General features: G+C 64.6%; 18 protein-coding genes, 1 tRNA gene and 3 pseudogenes. 14 read left to right on the top strand and 8 right to left on the bottom strand.

Features of this window, described 5'->3' with window-relative positions; genetic code table 11:
• Window positions 1-31: 31 nt before the first annotated feature.
• The 5 genes and pseudogenes from GT370_RS08885 to GT370_RS08865 all read right to left on the bottom strand — a co-directional run bounded on the left by GT370_RS08885 (window position 32) and on the right by GT370_RS08865 (window position 3,026).
• A complete protein-coding gene (locus GT370_RS08885; protein WP_270184245.1) occupies window positions 32-742 on the bottom strand; it encodes an OPT family oligopeptide transporter in 711 nt (236 codons plus the stop codon).
• A complete protein-coding gene (locus tag GT370_RS08880; protein ID WP_270184244.1) occupies window positions 679-1,401 on the bottom strand; it encodes an OPT/YSL family transporter in 723 nt (240 codons plus the stop codon). Before GT370_RS08880 ends, GT370_RS08885 begins: the two co-directional genes overlap by 64 nt.
• Window positions 1,319-1,951: pseudogene (locus GT370_RS08875) on the bottom strand (OPT family oligopeptide transporter); the annotation flags it as partial. The gene GT370_RS08880 and the pseudogene GT370_RS08875, both read right to left, overlap by 83 nt.
• 150 nt (window positions 1,952-2,101) lie before the next feature.
• The gene (locus tag GT370_RS08870) at window positions 2,102-2,593 is read right to left on the bottom strand and encodes an aldose epimerase family protein (RefSeq protein ID WP_270184370.1); all 492 of its coding nucleotides are present in this window, start codon (window positions 2,591-2,593) and stop codon (window positions 2,102-2,104) included.
• A gap of 22 nt (window positions 2,594-2,615) precedes the next feature.
• The gene (locus GT370_RS08865; RefSeq protein ID WP_270184243.1) at window positions 2,616-3,026 is read right to left on the bottom strand and encodes a hypothetical protein; all 411 of its coding nucleotides are present in this window, start codon (window positions 3,024-3,026) and stop codon (window positions 2,616-2,618) included.
• Between the two features lie 196 nt (window positions 3,027-3,222).
• Here GT370_RS08865 and GT370_RS08860 point away from each other — a divergent pair, with 196 nt between their 5' ends.
• The 13 genes and pseudogenes from GT370_RS08860 to GT370_RS08805 all read left to right on the top strand — a co-directional run bounded on the left by GT370_RS08860 (window position 3,223) and on the right by GT370_RS08805 (window position 11,586).
• On the top strand, window positions 3,223-4,146 hold the full coding sequence (locus tag GT370_RS08860) for a dihydrodipicolinate synthase family protein (protein WP_270184242.1): 924 nt from the start codon (window positions 3,223-3,225) through the stop codon (window positions 4,144-4,146).
• A 338-nt stretch (window positions 4,147-4,484) separates the two neighbouring features.
• Window positions 4,485-5,273, top strand: coding sequence for a transporter substrate-binding domain-containing protein (locus tag GT370_RS08855; RefSeq protein ID WP_008492136.1), 789 nt, complete (start codon window positions 4,485-4,487; stop codon window positions 5,271-5,273).
• Window positions 5,274-5,282: 9 nt separating this feature from the next.
• Window positions 5,283-5,954 (top strand): amino acid ABC transporter permease, encoded by a 672-nt coding sequence (locus GT370_RS08850; protein ID WP_008492138.1) that lies wholly within the window; start codon window positions 5,283-5,285, stop codon window positions 5,952-5,954.
• Entirely contained in the window at window positions 5,951-6,412 is a 462-nt protein-coding gene (locus GT370_RS08845) for an ABC transporter permease subunit (protein WP_333490042.1), read from the top strand. Before GT370_RS08850 ends, GT370_RS08845 begins: the two co-directional genes overlap by 4 nt.
• Window positions 6,400-6,609 (top strand): hypothetical protein, encoded by a 210-nt coding sequence (locus tag GT370_RS20815; protein WP_333490041.1) that lies wholly within the window; start codon window positions 6,400-6,402, stop codon window positions 6,607-6,609. Before GT370_RS08845 ends, GT370_RS20815 begins: the two co-directional genes overlap by 13 nt.
• Complete coding sequence (locus GT370_RS08840) at window positions 6,587-7,321, top strand: amino acid ABC transporter ATP-binding protein (protein ID WP_008492140.1); 735 nt, start codon at window positions 6,587-6,589, stop codon at window positions 7,319-7,321. The genes GT370_RS20815 and GT370_RS08840 overlap by 23 nt, the downstream gene beginning before the upstream one ends.
• A 430-nt stretch (window positions 7,322-7,751) precedes the next feature.
• A complete protein-coding gene (locus tag GT370_RS08835) occupies window positions 7,752-8,462 on the top strand; it encodes a transporter substrate-binding domain-containing protein (RefSeq protein WP_270184241.1) in 711 nt (236 codons plus the stop codon).
• Window positions 8,408-8,560, top strand: coding sequence for a hypothetical protein (locus GT370_RS08830; protein WP_270184240.1), 153 nt, complete (start codon window positions 8,408-8,410; stop codon window positions 8,558-8,560). The genes GT370_RS08835 and GT370_RS08830 overlap by 55 nt, the downstream gene beginning before the upstream one ends.
• Window positions 8,561-8,570: 10 nt before the next feature.
• Window positions 8,571-8,789, top strand: a complete 219-nt coding sequence (locus GT370_RS08825) for a hypothetical protein (RefSeq protein ID WP_270184239.1) — start codon at window positions 8,571-8,573, stop codon at window positions 8,787-8,789.
• A gap of 40 nt (window positions 8,790-8,829) precedes the next feature.
• Window positions 8,830-9,243: pseudogene (locus GT370_RS08820) on the top strand (ABC transporter permease subunit); the annotation flags it as partial.
• Window positions 9,244-9,319: 76 nt separating this feature from the next.
• On the top strand, window positions 9,320-10,174 hold the full coding sequence (locus GT370_RS08815) for an amino acid ABC transporter permease (RefSeq protein ID WP_008492143.1): 855 nt from the start codon (window positions 9,320-9,322) through the stop codon (window positions 10,172-10,174).
• Between the two features lie 3 nt (window positions 10,175-10,177).
• Entirely contained in the window at window positions 10,178-10,933 is a 756-nt protein-coding gene (locus GT370_RS08810) for an amino acid ABC transporter ATP-binding protein (RefSeq protein ID WP_333490040.1), read from the top strand.
• Window positions 10,934-11,043: 110 nt separating this feature from the next.
• Complete coding sequence (locus GT370_RS08805; RefSeq protein ID WP_008492145.1) at window positions 11,044-11,586, top strand: phosphate-starvation-inducible PsiE family protein; 543 nt, start codon at window positions 11,044-11,046, stop codon at window positions 11,584-11,586.
• Between the two features lie 132 nt (window positions 11,587-11,718).
• On the opposite strand, the gene GT370_RS08800 is transcribed toward GT370_RS08805, so the two are convergent.
• Together GT370_RS08800 and GT370_RS08795 are read right to left on the bottom strand one after the other, a co-directional pair.
• A complete protein-coding gene (locus tag GT370_RS08800) occupies window positions 11,719-12,405 on the bottom strand; it encodes a fumarylacetoacetate hydrolase family protein (RefSeq protein ID WP_008492146.1) in 687 nt (228 codons plus the stop codon).
• Window positions 12,406-12,461: 56 nt separating this feature from the next.
• Window positions 12,462-13,390 (bottom strand): annotated as a pseudogene (locus GT370_RS08795) (2-hydroxyacid dehydrogenase).
• A gap of 406 nt (window positions 13,391-13,796) precedes the next feature.
• Between GT370_RS08795 and GT370_RS08790 the strand changes: the two are divergent.
• On the top strand, window positions 13,797-14,093 hold the full coding sequence (locus tag GT370_RS08790; RefSeq protein WP_008492149.1) for a PilZ domain-containing protein: 297 nt from the start codon (window positions 13,797-13,799) through the stop codon (window positions 14,091-14,093).
• A gap of 9 nt (window positions 14,094-14,102) precedes the next feature.
• On the opposite strand, the gene GT370_RS08785 is transcribed toward GT370_RS08790, so the two are convergent.
• Window positions 14,103-14,177, bottom strand: a tRNA-Thr gene (locus tag GT370_RS08785).
• Between the last annotated feature and the right edge of the window lie 35 nt (window positions 14,178-14,212).

Below are 14,212 nucleotides of genomic sequence, written 5' to 3'. Positions count from 1 at the left end.
AAGCCCGGGCAGTGCCCGGGCTTTTTTGTGGTCACGCCTGGCGCAGCACCCAGCGATAGAGCCAGAACAGCGCGCCGGCGAAAACGATCCCGCCCAGCCAGAGTGCCGGCGTCGCAAACCCGGCCCCCACCAGCGCCACCGGCGCCTGATTGCCGCTGAACGCCACCAGCCCGGCAAACAGCACCGCCAGCAGGCTCTCGCCCACGATCAACCCCGAGGCCAGCAGCACGCCGAGCTGGCGCGCCATCTGCGGATTGCGGCTCTTGCCGGCTTTGCGGTCGAACACTGCCCCGGCGATGGCGCCCAGAATGATCATCAGCGTCGTCGAGACCGGCAGATAGATGCCAAGCCCCACCGCCAGCGGCGGCAGGCGCGGCCCCTTCGCCACCGCCCCCAGCAGCTCGTCCAGAATGATGATGGCGACGCCGATGCCCGCCCCCAGCGCGATCAGCCCCCAGGGCAGCGAGCCGGTGATGACGCCCTTGGCCAAGGCCGAGATCAGCCCGGCCTGCGGGGCCGCCAGAGCCGTCGCCGGATTGGCCCCCGGCGCGCCGAGGAAGCCGTAAGTATGCTGCAGCAGGTTCAGCACCGGCGGAATCACCACCGCCCCGGCCAGCACGCCGATCACCAGCGCCCATTGCTGCAAGGCCGGGGTGGCGTCCACCAGCTGCCCGGTTTTCAGATCCTGCAGATTATCGTTGGAGATGGTGGCCACCGCGAAGACGATGGTGGTGATGAACAAGGCGAACCCGACCAGCGCCTGCGCCGCCCCGGCGGCAGCAAGGGCTTCACCCCGACCACCAGCAGCAGGGCCGCCATCAGCACCACCAGAATCCCAACCCCCGAGAGCGGGCTGTTGGAGGAGCCGATCAGCCCGGCCATATAGCCGCACACCGCCGCGACGACGAGGCTGAGCACCAGCACGAACACCACCCCGCCCAGCACCAGCGGCAATGTAGCCGCCCCCAGCCCGCTGGCGATGGCGAAATGCCAGAGCAGATAGGCGATCGGCAGCAGGCAGAGCAGCGCGATCAGCCCGACCATGGCGATCGGCATGTCATGCTCGCTGCGCGGCAGATCCTGCAGCCTGCCTTCGCGCCTGGCCCGGCCGGCGCGCATCGCCCCGCCCAGGCCCCGGGCCAGCGGCCCGGCCAGCTTGGCCAGCGACCAGATCGCCGCCACCGCGATCGCCCCGGCGCCGACGAAGCGGACATAATGGCTCCACCCGGCCGAGGCGGCGGCGGCGGCGCTGCCGGGAATCGCATGCAGCGCGGTGAAATGCGGCACCCCCAGAGCCAGCCGATCGCCGCCCCAGCGCCATCGCCAGCCCCACCCACAGCCCGACCAGATGGCCGATGGCGAACAGCGCGAAAGAGAGATCGAACTCGAATCCGGTCGCATCCTCGTTTTTCCCGCCAAAGCGCCCATAGCCGGCGATGCTGGCGGCGAAAATCTGCGTCTGCACGATGAAATAAAACACCGCCGAGACGATGCCGCCCCAGACCACGGTGCGCAGCCCGGCCCCGCCGGCCTCCGGCGCGCCTTGCGTGCCGACTTTCAGCACCTCCGCGCAGGCCACCCCTTCAGGGTAGGGAAGATCAGAGTCCGTCACCAGCGCCCGGCGCAGCGGGATCGTGTACATCACCCCCAGAATCCCGCCGGCGGCACAGATCAGGCTGGTCTGCCAGAACGGAAACCCGCTCCAATAACCGACGATCACCAGCCCCGGCAGCACGAAAATGATCGAGGAGAGCGTGCCGGCGGCGGAGGCCACCGTCTGCACGATATTGTTTTCCTGGATGCTGGCGCCGCCCACGGCGCGCAAAATTGCCATCGAGATCACCGCCGCCGGGATCGAAGAGGAAAAGGTCAGCCCGGCTTTCAACCCGAAATAGACATTGGCGGCGGTGAACACGAAGGTGATCAGGATGCCGATGAGAACACTGCGCAGCGTGAGTTCGGCGCGGGGGCAGGGGGCGGGCTTATGGTCATGCGATCATCCAAGGTGGGTTGAGACAGGGAAGGCGCGCTGGCCTGTCTCTTGCCTGGAAGCCCCCCGGCCGGCTGTCAAGCCGCGCGCGCCGCGCCAGGGGAGGGGCGCTTACAGCGCCTCGTGGATCAGCCTGATCCACCCGCTGACCGCCTCGTCGGGTTCGAGGATTTTCAGCCCATGGGCTTGCGGCCCGTCGGGCTGGTTGATCGCGTTATTGAGATGCGAGACCGGCTCGAAGGCGAAAAAATCCTTCCCCGGCGGGGTGAAGAACACCGCATGGCCGAACAAGGGCGAGGCCTCGATCCGGATCCTGTAGCCCTGTTCTGGATAATCCAGCCAGGCCTGGCCCGCCCAACCCTCGAAGCAATTATCGAAATTGACTGAATCGAGGTCGCCCAGCCCGGCTTCCAGCCGGCTGCGCCAGGCATCCGTCCTTAAGGCGGGCAGCGCCTCCTGGTCGCTCTCCCACATCGCGGCCGCCGCGAAGCGCACCCTCACCCCTGGCAGGCGCGGGAAATAAAGATGATGCCCCATCCCGGCCGGCATGGCCCGGCGGTCCTGGTTGCGGATGCTGATTTCGATCTCGAACCCGTCATCCAGCGCCCGGTAAAGCTGGGTGGCCTCATAGGCAAAGGGAAGGCGAGCAAATCCGGCCGGTTCGGTGAGGAGGCAAGGCGCAGCAAGGCCTCGGCAGGGCTGGCGCGGTCAATCTCCCAGGGGGCGAGAAGCGCGTTGCCATGCATCGCATGGCGCGTCTCGCGCGTGTCCCGGGCAGGGTATAGCTCTGGCCCTCAAAGCTGAATTGCCCATGGGCGATGCGGTTGGAAAACGGGATCAGCGGGTAGGAGGCCAGCTGGCGCACGCTCACCGTGCCATCCTGCCCGGGCTGCACCGTCCGCATCAGGCTGGTGCCGCCATGGTGCCAGCCGATGATGGCGCCGCCCTGGCCTGGCGAGAGTGCCAGCTCGGTCGGGCCTTGCCGCAGATGTAAAGAGTCAGGCTGGTCGCGCTCTGCAGCGTCCGAACGGGTCATTGGCGATCCTCCTTTGCCGGTTACAGCGCAGCATGCAGGAGGCGGCAAGGCCGCGCTTGACAAAAAGTTGTCAATTAAGTTTATAATATATGTAAATCGACCGGTCCGGACCGTGGCGGCGCTGCTTTGGCCGCTTCCGGACATCACGCTGATTTCAAACGAAGATCATGATTTGGTAAGGGATAAGGATCGCAAGATGAGCTTCACCGCTGAAGAGTTTCGTGCCCGGCTCACGGGCATTTCGGGCATTCTCGTGACACCGTTCAACCGGCAGGACCAGATTGACCCGGCACCGCTTGCCGCGATCGCGGAGCGGGCGGCGGCGGCGGGCGTGCATATCCTCACCGCCAACGGCAATACCGGCGAATTCTACGGCCTGACCACCGCCGAGGCGGAGCGTGCGGTGCATGCGGCGGCGGAGGCGGTGGCCGGGCGGGTGCCGCTGCTGGCCGGCATCGGCCGCTCGATCCATGACGCGCTGGCCCTCACCAAAGCCTCCCGCGCCGCCGGCGCTTCGGCGCTGATGGTGCACCAGCCGCCCGACCCGTTCGTCGCCCCGCGCGGCGTCGTCGAATATGTGAAGCGCATCGCCGAGGCCGGGCAGGGGCTGCCGGTGGTGATCTATCTGCGCAATGACGGCATCGGCCTGGACGCCATCGCGGATCTTTGCGCCATCCCCAACGTGGTCGGGGTGAAATGGGCGACCCCGGCGCCGCTGCGCCTGGCCGAGGCGATCCGCCGTGCCGACCCCGCCATCGTCTGGGTCGGCGGGCTGGCCGAAACCTGGGCGCCGGCCTTCTACGCGGTGGGGGCGCGCGGCTTCACCTCCGGCCTCATCAATGTCTGGCCGGCGCATTCGGTCGCGATTCACGCCGCCCTGGAAGCCGGGGACTACGCCAAGGCCCGCGCGATGATCGCCACCATGGAGCCGTTCGAGGCGCTGCGGGCGGAGGAAGGCAACGGCACCAATGTCTCGGTGGTGAAGGCGGCGCTGGCGCTGATGGGGCAGGATTGCGGCGCGGTGCGCCCGCCGGGCGCCTGGCCGCTGACCCCGCGCCAGCAGGAGGATCTGGCCCGCAACCTCGCCGCCTGGGGGCTGACCAAGGCCCACGCGGCCTGAGCCTGGCGCCGCTCCCGCCCGCGCCGGCCAAGCTGGCGCCGGGCGGGCGGATGAAGGCTGAACGCCCAAACTGTTTCACGCCGCTTTTGCGCAAAAAGCGGCGAAAACCGTAAGGGGAACGGACATCCCCCCATCCCCCGCGCCAATTGGCGCTTTTATAGGCGGATTTGGCGAAAAACCTAGCGTCTGCGACGCTGATTGTTCAACAATCCCCGTCGTCTCCAAGGCGGCCCCGGCATTTGCGGTGCCAAGCCTGTCGCCCCCCATCGTGGCATCGCTCTTGCATTGGTCCCTGCGGTTGCGCCCCGGCGCGGTACTGAACGCAGGAACGATATTAAATGACCACCAGACGGCATTTCACCACGATCATGGCGGCGGGCGTCGCCTCTCTCACCCTCGCCGGCCGCGCCCTGGCTGATACGCTGGACGATATCACCAAATCCGGCGTCCTGCGCGTCGCGGTGCCGCAGGATCTGCCGCCCTGGGGCTTTGTCGGGCCGGATATGAATCTGCAGGGTTATGATATCGACATGGCCAAGCTGATCGCCGCGAAAATGGGCGTGAAGCTGCAGATGACCCCGGTCACCTCGGAGAACCGCATTCCCTATCTGCAGACCGGCAAGGTCGATCTGATCATCTCCAGCCTCGGCAAGAATCCCGCCCGCGCCAAGGTGATCGATTTCTCCGACAAATACGCCCCCTTCTTCAGCGGCGTCTTCGGTCCGGCGACGATCGATGTCAAAACCGCCGCCGATCTCGCCGGCAAGAGCATCGCCGTCACCCGTGGCAATATCGAGGATATCGCGTTGAGCAAGCTCGCCCCGCCGAGCGCGCAGATCATGCGCTATGGCGATAACCAATCCACCATCTCCGCCTTCATCTCCGGCCAGACCCAGCTGATCTGCACCGACAGCTCGACCACCGCGACGATCATGGCGCAGAACCCGCCGCGCGCGCCGCTGCTGAAATTCATCCTGCAAAGCTCGCCCTGCTATGTCGGGGTCAACAAGAACCAGCCGGCGCTGCTGGCGAAGGTGAATGCCATCATCGCCGCCGCCAAGGCCGATGGCACCTTGAACAAATATTGCGAGACCTGGCTGAAGCAACCGCTGCCCGCCGATTTCTGACCCCGCGCAATGACGTATCAGTTCGATTTCGGCGCCATCATCGGCTACTGGCCGATGATGCTCCGCGGCATCGCCATCACCGCGGAGCTGACATTGTTCGGCACGCTGCTGGGCATCGCGGTCGCGGTGCTGGGCGGCTGGGCGCGCACCAGCGGCAAGCTCTGGCTCAATCTGCCGGTCACGGTCTATGTCGAGCTGATCCGCAACACGCCCTTCATCGTGCAGCTGTTTTTCATCTTCTTCGGGCTGCCGGCGCTGGGCCTGCGCCTGGATGCGGTGGATGCCTCGATTCTCGCCATGGTCGTCAATCTCGGCGCTTACGGCACCGAGATCGTCCGTGCCGGGCTGATCGCGACGCCACGCGGGCAGGTCGAGGCCGGGGCCAGCCTTGGTCTCTCCAAGCCGCAGATTTTCTGGTATATCGTGCTCGCCCCATCCCTGGCGCGGATCTGGCCGGCCCTGGCCAGCCAGGTGGTGATCGTGATGCTGGGCTCCTCGGTCTGCTCGCAGATCAGCGTGCAGGAACTCACCTACGTCGCGTCTTATATCCAGTCCCGCAGCTTCCGGGCGTTTGAAGCCTATTTCGTCGTTACCGCGCTGTATCTCGTGCTGGCCCTGGCGCTGCGCCAGGCGCTGCTGGCGGCGGGGCGGCATCTCTTCAAGGGCGTGCAGGCGCGATGATGGGCTTTACCACCTGGGATATTCTGCGCGGCCTGCTGCTGGCGACGCGCTGGACGCTGGCCCTCTCCGCCGGGGCTTTTGTCGGCGGCGTGCTGGCCGGGCTGATCGTGCTGGTGCTGCGGGTGCAGCCCCATCGCCGCCTGGCCTGGGTGGCGCGGATCTATATCGAAATCTTCCAGAGCACGCCGCTGCTGATGCAGCTCTTCCTGGCCTTCTTCGCCCCGGCTTTGCTCGGGCTCGATGTGCCGGCCTGGGCCGCGGCCTGGGTCGCGCTCTCGCTCTGGACCGGCGCCTTCCTCGCCGAAATCTGGCGCGGCAGCGTCGAGGCCGTGCCCGCCGGACAGTGGGAGGCCGGGGGCAGCCTCGGCATGTCCTATCTCGAGCAGCTGCGCCATATCATCCTGCCGCAGGCGCTGCGCATCGCCGCCGCCCCAGCCTTGGCTTCATGGTGCAGGTGATCAAGGGCACGGCGCTGACCTCGATCATCGGCTTTGTCGAGCTGGAAAAGGCCGGCACCGCCATCACCAACGCCACCTTCCACCCCTTCACGGTCTATGGGCTGGTGGCGCTCATTTATTTCTGCCTCTGCTATCCCATCGCGTTGTGCAGAGGCTGGCTCGAACGGAGGCTCAATGCCGCTCATCTCGCTCACTGACATCCATAAAAGCTACGGCCAGAATGAGGTGCTGAAAGGCATCACGCTGGATATCGAGCCGGGCGAGGTGATCGCGCTCATCGGCAAGAGCGGCTCGGGCAAATCCACGCTGCTGCGCTGTATCAACGGGCTGGAGACCTACCAGCAAGGCAGCATCCGCGTCGCCGGCACCAGCGTCTTGGAGAGTGCGGGGCAGTTGCGGCTGCTGCGCCAGAAGGTCGGCATGATCTTCCAGCAATTCAACCTGTTTCCGCATCTCAGCGTCGGGCGCAATGTGATGCTGGCGCCGATGGTGGTGAAGAAAACCGGCAAGGCCGAGGCCGAGGCGCTGGCGAAGGAGATGCTCACCCGCGTCGGGCTCGGGCAGAAATTCGACGCCTATCCCGGCCAGCTCTCCGGCGGCCAGCAGCAGCGTGTCGCCATCGCCCGCGCCTTGGCGATGCAGCCGCTGGCGCTGCTCTGCGACGAAATCACCTCCGCCCTCGACCCGGAGCTGGTGAACGAGGTGCTGGCGGTGGTGCGCGACCTGGCCGCGCAGGGCATGACGCTGGTGATGGTAACACACGAGATGCGCTTCGCGCGTGAGGTCTGCCACCGCCTGGTGTTCATGCATCAGGGCCGCATCCATGAGAGCGGCCCGCCCGAGCAGGTCTTCACCGCGCCGCAAACGCCGGAGTTGCGGCAGTTCATCGGCCAGCGCGACGCGGCGTAAGGAGCAAAAGTTTTTGGGGGCGGAGGCGCCCAAGGTTCCATCGCTGAGCAGCAGCGATGGAATGGCGCTGGAGGGGTGGGGACTTTGTTCAAAAAGTCTCCACAAAGGTTTGGGTGGCGGCAACGACGTTGCCACCACCCCAAACATTTCGCAGCCCTTTTTGAAAAAAGGGCTGCACCCCAAAAACTTTTGCTCATTCAGCAGGCGGTTTCTTCTCTGCCGCTGCAGCGCCGCACAAAAATCTTTTTGCCCTGCAACTGTCCAGACTGGCGGTGCGATTGCAGGCGCTGTGCCGCGATAATGGGCAGCTTCAGCCCGGGGAGAGGGGAGCGCGCCGAATAAGGGCTTTGCGTCGCGCGCAAATCTCGTTACCCTCCAACATGTTCTGGCGCCCGGCTGGCCTGGCTTCAATAAACAAATGGGGGTTTTCATGAAATTCAAAGCATTTTTGCTCAGCGGTCTGGTCGCCGGGTTTGGCGCCGCCTATGACGCCACGCCGGCGCACGCGGATGAGTTGCAGGACATCAAGTCCAAGGGCGTGCTGGTTGTCGGCGTCAAGGCCGATTACCCGCCCTTCGGCTATCTGAGCCCGTCCGGCCAGAATATCGGCATCGAGCCGGACATGGCGGCCGATATCGCCAAGCGCCTGGGCGTGAAGGTGCGCTATGTCAACGTCGTCGCCGCCAACCGCATCCAGTTCCTGCAGCAGGGCAAGATCGATCTGCTGATCGCGACGATGAACGACACGCCCGAGCGCGCCAAGATCGTCGACATCATCCACCCGGATTACTACGCCTCCGGCTACAATCTGATGGTCGCCAAGACCGTGCCGCTGCATAGCTGGTCGCAGGTCAAGGGCGTGCCGGTCTGCGCCATTCAGGGCTCGTTCTACAACAAGGAAGTGGCGGAGAAATACGGCGCCGAGCTGGTCGCCTTCACCGGCGTGGCCGAGGCGCTGACCGCTCTGCATCAGGGCCGCTGCGACGCGTTCCTGTATGACGACACCGCCATCGAAGGCAAGCTGCAGGACCCGAACTGGAGCGGCTACGACATGCCGTTGCCCTCGCAGGACGCGCAACCCTGGGCATGGCGATCAAGCAGGGTGAACCGGCCTTCGAGAAATTCCTCTCCCAGACCGTGAGCGACTGGAACAAGACCGGCTACGTGCTGCAGCTGGAAACCAAGTATCATATCCAGCATTCCAAGTTCGCCGAGGATGCCCACAAGGCCGCCAAGTAAGCGCTAGACTTTGAACGCCCTCGCCCCCATTGCCGACTGGTTCAGGCATCTCAACGCCACCACCGGCATCAATTTTACCGTCTTCTACGACCCGTTCGACGCCACGCGCTTCGTGCACGGTCTATGGGTGACGATTGAATTATCGGTGGTCACCATCATCGCCTCGGTGCTGGTGGGGGTCATCGGCGCCTGGGGGCAGGGGGTGAAATCCGCCTGGGTGCGGGGGTGACGTGGAGCTATGTCGAGCTCTTTCGTAACACCCGCCTCTGGTGCAGATCTACTTCTTTTTCTTTGGTCTCTCGGCGGTGCTGCCGCATACCCATAACGGGTTCGGCATGGCGCAGCCTTTGATCGGCGGGTTCGCCTGGGCCAGCATTTCGCTCGCCCTCTATGCCGGCTCCTTCAATGTCGAGATCTTCCGCTCCGGCATCGAGGCGATCCCGCATTCCATGCTCGAAGCGGCCGAGGCGCTGGGCTATACCCGCCGGCAGACCTATCTGAACGTGATCCTGCCGCTGGGCCTGCGCATCTGCCTGCCGGCGCTGACCAATAATCTGGTCAATCTGATCAAGACCACCACGCTCGCCTACGCCATCGCGGTGCCCGAGCTGCTCTATGTCTCCAACCAGATCTGGTCGGACGCGGAAAATGTGCCGGAAATGATGATCCTGCTCTTCATCATCTACATCATCCTGGTCGGCATTCTGGTGGCGCTGATGCATTGGTGGGAACGGTCCTTGCGCCGTCCGGGTTGGGCACATGAGCGATCTTCCGGTTTTCCCGAAACTGCCCGCGGCGCTGCGCCCGCGCGCGCGCGCCGGCCTGAGCTTCACCCTGCCGCGCCTGACCATCTGGCACGGCTTCGGCCTCACCGCTTTGTTGCTGATCTGCGCCAGCGTCGCCCAGGCCGCCAATCCGGCGCCGCTGCAAAAGAGCATCCTCGCCACCTTGGTGCAGTGGACGCCGCTGCTGCTGCGCGGCTTCCTGCTGAATATCGAAATCAGCTTCCTGTCGATGGCGATGGGCACCATTCTCGGCATCGCGCTCGGCCTCGGGCTGGTGGCGCAGACCAAGCCGTTGCGCCAGACCAGCTGGGCGCTCACCCAGTTCTTCCGCAACGCCCCCTGGCTGGCGCTGCTGTTTTTCATGATCTATCTGCTGCCCTACCATATGCGCATCGGCGGGCTGCATATCTCATTGCCGGACTGGCTGAAGGCGGTGATCGGGCTCGGCCTGCCGGTGATGGCCAATGTCGCTGAGATCGTGCGCGGCGGTGTGCGCTCCATCCATCCCGGCCAGTGGGAAGCCTCCGAATCCCTCGGCTTCACCCGCAACCAGCAGCTTTTCTCGATCATCCTGCCGCAGGCCTTCAAGCGCATGCTGCCGCCCTGGATGAATCTCTACGCCATCCTCACCACCAACACGACGCTGGCTTCCATCGTCGGGGTGAATGATGTCGTCACCCGCGCCGGCCAGGTGCTGGCGGCGGCGGGGAATAATCCTGGGCTGCTGGCGCCGGTCTATGCCTACGTGCTGCTGCTCTTCTTCATCTACACTTACCCGGTCGCGATCGCGACACGGCGCCTGGAGCGCCGCACCAAGGTACGGATCTGACCCATGGCCGACGCTCTTCTCACCATCGAAAACCTGCATAAGCGCTTCGGCGATGTCGAAGTCATCAAGGGCGTGTCCCTGCAGGTGCCCAAGGGCGATGTCGCTTGCATCATCGGCCCGTCCGGCTCCGGTAAATCCACGCTGATCCGCTGCGTCAACGCGCTGGTGCCCTTCGAGCAGGGCAGCGTGAAGGTGCTGGGCATTGAGGTCAACGACCCGAAGCTGGATAAGCTGAAGCTGCGCCGGCATGTCGGCATGGTGTTCCAGCAATATAACCTCTTCCCGCACCGCACCGCCTTGCAGAACGTGATGATGGCGCCGATGCAGGTTCTCAAGCGCCCGCGCGCCGAGGTGGAGGCGGAAGCCCACGCGCTGCTGAAGAAGGTGCGGCTGGAAAACAAGGCGCATGCCTATCCTGGAGAGCTTTCCGGCGGCCAGCAGCAGCGTGTCGCCATCGCCCGCTCGCTCGCCATGCGCCCGGATCTGATGCTGTTCGACGAGGTGACGGCGGCGCTTGATCCCGAGACGGTGGGTGAGGTGCTGATCACCATCCGCCAGCTCGCCGAGGAGGGCATGACCTGCGTGCTGGTGACCCATGAGATGAATTTCGCCCGCGAAGTCGCCAACGAGGTCTATTTCACCGATCGCGGCGTCATCGTCGAACACGCCCCCCGGCGCAGTTCTTCGGCAACCCGCAGGATGAGCGCACCAAGACCTTCCTGTCCCAGGTGCTGTAACCGGCGCGCTGTTATTTCGTGACATCGCGCGCACCTTGTTGCCTGCGCGCTGGCTTGGCGCGTAAAACGGCGCCTGGGCACGAGCAGGAAAGGTGACGATGCGCGAATTTCGACCGACCAGGGGCGCGCGCCATGTCTGAGCCCCATCACCATAAAGGCGCCAACCCGTTCGCGCGCGAGTGGAGCCGGCTGCGGCAGGTGTTCCGCGAGGCCTCGCCTTATGAGAGCTTCGAGCATATGATCATACTGGTGCTGACCGTGCTGATCATGGTGATCACGGCGGTGGCGACGGTTTCGCTGGTGCAGAATGTCTGGGGGCTGGTCTGGCAGGACCAGTTCAGCGCCAACAGCACTTCGGCCTTCCAGGATGTATTCGGCAATATCTTCACCGTGATCATCGCGCTGGAGTTCAAAAGCTCGCTGCGGCTGACCTTCGTGGAGCGCAAGGAGGTGGTGCGTGGGCGCACCATCATGCTGATCGCGCTGCTGGCGGTGGCGCGGAAATTCATCATTCTGGATCTGCAGGCGACCTCGCCGGCCGAATTGCTGGCCCTCTCCGCCGCCGCCTTATCGTTGGGGGCGGTTTACTGGCTGATTCGCGAGCAGGATGTGCGCATCTTCATGCGCCGTAGCCAGCCGCCGGGCGAGGCAACGACCCCGACGAAACTGGGATAAGGCGCAAAAGTTTTTGGGGGTGTGGGGACTTTTTTCAAAAAGTCCCACAAACGTTCGGGGTGGCGGCAACGCTGTACCAACGCCCCAACCCTCTTCGCCGCTTTTTTGTAAAAAAGCGGCACCAAAAAACTTTTAAATAATTTTTGTTTTCAGCGTGCCAACCCCGGCAATCTCACCCTCAACCACATCGCCCTGCACGATGGCGCCCACCCCCTCCGGCGTGCCGGTAAAGATCAGATCCCCCGGCGCCAGCGCCATAAACTTGGACAAGGTGGCGACGATATCCGGCACCGGCCAGATCTGATCCGCCAGATCCCCGTCCTGGCGCACTTGGCCATTCACGCTGAGCGAAATCCGCCCCGCCGCTGGGTGGCCGATTTCGCTGGCCGGGACGATGCTGCCAATCGGCGCCGAGGCATCAAACCCCTTGCTCAGATCCCACGGCCGGCGCATGCCCTTGGCCTCGTCCTGCAAATCCCGCCGGGTCAGATCCACGCCGATGGAATAGCCGAACACATGGCCCAGCGCCTCCGCCGGCGCGATATTCCGCCCGCCCTTGCCGATGGCCACCACCAGCTCGATCTCGTAATGCAGGTTTTTCGTCTCGCTCGGATACGGGGTGTCCTTGCCCTCGGTCACCAGCGCATCGGCGGGTTTGGTGAAAAAGAAAGGCGGCTCGCGCGTCGGGTCGTTGCCCATCTCGCGGGCATGGGCGGCATAGTTGCGGCCCACGCAGAAAATCCGGCGCACCGGAAAGACGCGGCCATCGCTCACCGGTACGGTGACCGGCGCCGGCGGGGGGAAAACGAACTCGGCCATGCTTTTGGCTCCTGTTGGATGAGGGGCACGCGAGGCGCGGCATGCCCGTGCGCGTTTCACTCCTTGGCGGGCCAAGGGGTTTCCGGCACCGGGGTCAGCGGGCCTTCGCCCGCGAACCAGGAGCGGACATTATCGATCACCAGCTCGGCCATCAGCCGGCGGGTCATCTCGGTGGCGCTGCCAATATGCGGGGCGAGCACGATATGCGCCATCTCCCGCAGCGCCTGCGGCACATTCGGCTCACCTTCGAACACATCCAGCCCAGCGCTGAGAATGGTCCGGTTTCGTAGCGCTGCGATCAGCGCCTCCTGGTCCACCACCGACCCCGGGCGACATTGATCAGAATGCCGCGCGGCCCGAGCGCCTCCAGCACCTTCGCATTCACCGCATGATGGGTGGAGGCGCCGCCCGGCATCACCAGGATCAGCGTATCCACGGCCGCCGCCAACCCTTCCAGCGTGGGATGATACGCATAGGCGAGGCCCGGGCGCGGCGTGCGGGTGTGATAGGCGATCGGCCGGCCGAACCCCTCCAGCCGCTTGGCGATGGTCAGCCCGATCCGCCCCAGCCCTGCAATGCCGATCGAGCGGTCGCGCAGCGAGGCGCTGAGCGGAAACCGTGCACTTGCCCATTGCCCGCCGCGCACATAGGCATCCGCCTGCGGCAGCTGCCGGATGGTGGCCAGCAGCAGGGCCACGGCGAAATCCGCCACCTCGTCATTCAGCACATCCGGCGTATGGGTGACGATGACGCCCCGGGCAGCGGCGGCATGGGCATCCACCGAATCATAGCCCACCCCGTAATTCGAGATGAGCCGCAGCTTCGGCAGGGCGTCGATCAGCGCCGCGTCGGTCTTCTCACGCCCCCAGGTGACGATGGCCTCGATCTCCTTGCCATGCGCCGCCACCAGCTTGGCAAGCGACTCGTCATGGCTGCTGAAGACCTCGAAATCGCGGGCCAGTGCCTCTTCCACCCGGCGCTCCATCCCGCCAATGCTCAAAATCTTGCTGCGCGCGCTCATTTTTATTCACCCCGTCCAGATATGCTTGTGCCCAGACGCCTCACGCCCCGCGCCCGCTTCCACCATAGCCAGAGGAAAATCCAAGAAAACCCGTGCCTTGCTGGGCTCAGGCATGAGTTTTTCGGGGCCATCCCCGGCCCCTCCGCGATTCCGAAAATTAGTTGGTATGCTCATGAGTTTTTCGCGGAGAGGCGTGCAGATTTTTGCGGTGCGTTTTCACAAGAATGTGTTAATTATTTATCGACTCGCAACGATTCGCGCCTGGGTTGTGGAACAGCTAAAAGCGTCGCGTGGCGAGTAGGAGTTTCAGCTTCATTGAACGAAAGCCGAGGGGCAGGGCGGGTGCGCCGCTTCTCTGAGAGGGGAGATCATGTCGATTTTGGGCGAGTCTCAAAGCCGAACGGATACAACCGAACGCCGGCGCAGCGCCCGTCAGCCGGCCCTGAGCCGGGCCAAGCTGGTCTATGGCATGACCAGCCAGGCGGTGGTGGATTGCATGGTGCGTGACCTCTCCGAAGGCGGGGCCAAGGTGGAAACCGCGGTGATGATGCCGGTGCCGGATTACCTGACCCTGCGCATCGATGGCCGTGCCCCGCGCCGGGTGCGCCGCTGCTGGGCGCGCGGTGTGGCGATCGGGCTGGAATATCTGAACGAGCCGGCGGAATAGCAAACAGGCTGGTGCCGGGTGAGGGATTTGAACCCCCGACCTTCGGTTTACAAAACCGCTGCACTACCACTGTGCTAACCCGGCCCGCAGCGCCAGCCTGTACTGGAATTCACAGGCGG

This window comes from Acidocella sp. MX-AZ03 (assembly GCF_027626035.1).
In the GTDB taxonomy this organism is placed as follows: Bacteria; Pseudomonadota; Alphaproteobacteria; order Acetobacterales; family Acetobacteraceae; genus Acidocella; species Acidocella facilis.
Note: the sequence above shows the minus strand (reverse complement) of the source record. Positions and strands in the feature narration are given on the sequence as shown.

Coding starts and splice junctions, on each gene's coding strand:
- GT370_RS08850 (WP_008492138.1), top strand. CDS start 5,283: ATGACGTATCAGTTCGATTTCGGCGCCATCATCGGCTACTGGCCGATG.
- GT370_RS08865 (WP_270184243.1), bottom strand. CDS start 3,026: ATGACCCGTTCGGACGCTGCAGAGCGCGACCAGCCTGACTCTTTACAT.
- GT370_RS08840 (WP_008492140.1), top strand. CDS start 6,587: ATGCCGCTCATCTCGCTCACTGACATCCATAAAAGCTACGGCCAGAAT.
- GT370_RS08815 (WP_008492143.1), top strand. CDS start 9,320: ATGAGCGATCTTCCGGTTTTCCCGAAACTGCCCGCGGCGCTGCGCCCG.
- GT370_RS08805 (WP_008492145.1), top strand. CDS start 11,044: ATGTCTGAGCCCCATCACCATAAAGGCGCCAACCCGTTCGCGCGCGAG.
- GT370_RS08835 (WP_270184241.1), top strand. CDS start 7,752: ATGAAATTCAAAGCATTTTTGCTCAGCGGTCTGGTCGCCGGGTTTGGC.
- GT370_RS08855 (WP_008492136.1), top strand. CDS start 4,485: ATGACCACCAGACGGCATTTCACCACGATCATGGCGGCGGGCGTCGCC.
- GT370_RS08880 (WP_270184244.1), bottom strand. CDS start 1,401: ATGCGACCGGATTCGAGTTCGATCTCTCTTTCGCGCTGTTCGCCATCG.
- GT370_RS08830 (WP_270184240.1), top strand. CDS start 8,408: ATGGCGATCAAGCAGGGTGAACCGGCCTTCGAGAAATTCCTCTCCCAG.
- GT370_RS08845 (WP_333490042.1), top strand. CDS start 5,951: ATGATGGGCTTTACCACCTGGGATATTCTGCGCGGCCTGCTGCTGGCG.
- GT370_RS08790 (WP_008492149.1), top strand. CDS start 13,797: ATGTCGATTTTGGGCGAGTCTCAAAGCCGAACGGATACAACCGAACGC.
- GT370_RS20815 (WP_333490041.1), top strand. CDS start 6,400: ATGGTGCAGGTGATCAAGGGCACGGCGCTGACCTCGATCATCGGCTTT.
- GT370_RS08800 (WP_008492146.1), bottom strand. CDS start 12,405: ATGGCCGAGTTCGTTTTCCCCCCGCCGGCGCCGGTCACCGTACCGGTG.
- GT370_RS08810 (WP_333490040.1), top strand. CDS start 10,178: ATGGCCGACGCTCTTCTCACCATCGAAAACCTGCATAAGCGCTTCGGC.
- GT370_RS08860 (WP_270184242.1), top strand. CDS start 3,223: ATGAGCTTCACCGCTGAAGAGTTTCGTGCCCGGCTCACGGGCATTTCG.